The following is a 1,560-nucleotide window of genomic DNA, read 5'->3' on the forward strand; positions in this document are numbered from 1 at the left end:
TGGCACATATTTTCATATTTAAAGTTGGTCCTAATATATTAGATCATACACCCTATATTCTGTTCCAATTAGATACTTAATATAACATCACATTCAACAAAGCAATTTCTAAAATCAACTTCCATATTTATTTCATCTATTATGTCATATACTGTTTTTTCTAAATCATGAGAATCTTTATTGAGAAATAAAAAAATTCGCTTCATGCTATCGCATGGCTCATGTCGCCAACGAGTCCTAACGGACTCCGTTGCTCAAAATAATTGATACTTTTATTCAGTTACCAAAGTTACAGTTTAAAAAATTTATAGTTTCCTATAGAATAAAAAATATAATAATGTACAATTACATCCGTTTTACTGGTTCTAAGTCTATCTCAGGATGAGACCTAATATTTTGAAATTTTTACAATAATATGTTATTATATAGTTTTATAGGGGTGAAAATAATGGATATGAACAAATATAATAAACAAAAAAATTTTTTCAGTATCGTTCATACTATATTTTTTTTTACTTGGATAATTTTAAAAGAAATTTATTTAGATAAAGAGTATTTTTTCTATATAGTATTAAATATATATGTAATATTTTCAGGAATTAGTTTCTTAGTAATATTAAAACTAAATGACAAATTAGGAGAAAAAAAATTTACTTCAATAATGCTAGTAATTGTAATTTTAGCCTCTATTTTATCTTTTTTATAGACAAACTAGATACTTTAGTTCTTAAAAGTGTTTAGTTTAGAAAAATTTTATCTAGGTAATAAAAAAGCCTAGGTACTCAGTTAAGTTCACTAGGCCATGGGTATTTTTCACTTTAAACTTATAATTGCTTTACTCAATTCATTTATAGAATCAGTTAAAGTACTTAGTTTTCCTTCAATTCTAACAAGTAAGTATACTGATACTGCTATTGGAAAACCTAAATTTGCTATATTTGTATACAAATCTTCCATAATAATCTCCCCTACTTAAAAGGGCCAAGTATTCTTAGCCCTTAATCTTATTCATTATATTCAAATTCTGTAACATCAGTTTCAACTATTTTTGCACTATCTGCCTTTTTAAAATCTCCACCATTTGATGTAAATATATTTTTAGTTATTATATCATCCATTACAGTTTTAACTTCTTCAGAAGTTATATCATCTTTTGGATCATCTATAGATATACTTACCTTTTTTCCTAGTGCATTTTCAAACGTCATAAGTAATTTTTTAGACATCTAATTTACCTCCCCTATTCACTTAAACTTGAATTATCCTGTCTTACAACATCCATTAAAGTATGCTGCTGAAGTCCTGATATTCCTTTAGCTACATAATAGATATTGTCATCTGTTGCGTCATTTTTTACATGAGATAAAGATTTTTTTCTTAATATTTCTTTCCCATGTTCATCTAAGCCAAGAGAAAATGTTAGCTTTATTAAGCTTTCCTTAGGTATTTTTACTACTGCCATGGTATCCCTCCTTTTTTATTTGTTAGTTTAAATATAAGTGATTTGAAGGAATGGTTATAGATAAAGAAATTTAGAAAATTAGTTTGGAAAATAAGTTA

At 26.0% G+C, this 1,560-nt stretch carries 5 protein-coding genes; 1 reads left to right on the plus strand and 4 read right to left on the minus strand.

What is annotated here, in order from left to right:
• Positions 1 to 68 precede the first annotated feature (68 nt).
• The gene (locus BUA77_RS14085) at positions 69 to 206 is read right to left on the minus strand and encodes a hypothetical protein (RefSeq protein WP_159429006.1); all 138 of its coding nucleotides are present in this window, start codon (positions 204 to 206) and stop codon (positions 69 to 71) included.
• A 242-nt stretch (positions 207 to 448) separates the two neighbouring features.
• Between BUA77_RS14085 and BUA77_RS13220 the strand changes: the two genes are divergently transcribed.
• Positions 449 to 706: a hypothetical protein gene (locus tag BUA77_RS13220; protein WP_072891060.1), complete on the plus strand. Its 258-nt coding sequence runs from the start codon at positions 449 to 451 to the stop codon at positions 704 to 706.
• A gap of 107 nt (positions 707 to 813) precedes the next feature.
• Here BUA77_RS13220 and BUA77_RS13225 read toward each other — a convergent pair whose 3' ends face one another.
• Genes BUA77_RS13225 through BUA77_RS13235 form a run of 3 tightly spaced genes read right to left on the minus strand, consistent with a single transcriptional unit; the run spans position 814 to position 1,462 of the window.
• A complete protein-coding gene (locus BUA77_RS13225) occupies positions 814 to 957 on the minus strand; it encodes a YvrJ family protein (RefSeq protein ID WP_072891063.1) in 144 nt (47 codons plus the stop codon).
• A gap of 47 nt (positions 958 to 1,004) precedes the next feature.
• On the minus strand, positions 1,005 to 1,226 hold the full coding sequence (locus BUA77_RS13230; RefSeq protein WP_072891066.1) for a DUF2922 domain-containing protein: 222 nt from the start codon (positions 1,224 to 1,226) through the stop codon (positions 1,005 to 1,007).
• A 14-nt stretch (positions 1,227 to 1,240) separates the two neighbouring features.
• The gene (locus BUA77_RS13235; RefSeq protein WP_072891068.1) at positions 1,241 to 1,462 is read right to left on the minus strand and encodes a DUF1659 domain-containing protein; all 222 of its coding nucleotides are present in this window, start codon (positions 1,460 to 1,462) and stop codon (positions 1,241 to 1,243) included.
• Positions 1,463 to 1,560: the final 98 nt, after the last annotated feature.

The sequence above is a fragment of the Tepidibacter formicigenes DSM 15518 genome (assembly GCF_900142235.1).
GTDB lineage: Bacteria > Bacillota > Clostridia > Peptostreptococcales > Peptostreptococcaceae > Tepidibacter > Tepidibacter formicigenes.

What these genes read in the sequence shown, in the direction of transcription:
- BUA77_RS13230 (WP_072891066.1), bottom strand. Translation starts at nt 1,226, where the DNA reads ATGTCTAAAAAATTACTTATGACGTTTGAAAATGCACTAGGAAAAAAG.
- BUA77_RS13225 (WP_072891063.1), bottom strand. Translation starts at nt 957, where the DNA reads ATGGAAGATTTGTATACAAATATAGCAAATTTAGGTTTTCCAATAGCA.
- BUA77_RS14085 (WP_159429006.1), bottom strand. Translation starts at nt 206, where the DNA reads ATGAAGCGAATTTTTTTATTTCTCAATAAAGATTCTCATGATTTAGAA.
- BUA77_RS13235 (WP_072891068.1), bottom strand. Translation starts at nt 1,462, where the DNA reads ATGGCAGTAGTAAAAATACCTAAGGAAAGCTTAATAAAGCTAACATTT.
- BUA77_RS13220 (WP_072891060.1), top strand. Translation starts at nt 449, where the DNA reads ATGGATATGAACAAATATAATAAACAAAAAAATTTTTTCAGTATCGTT.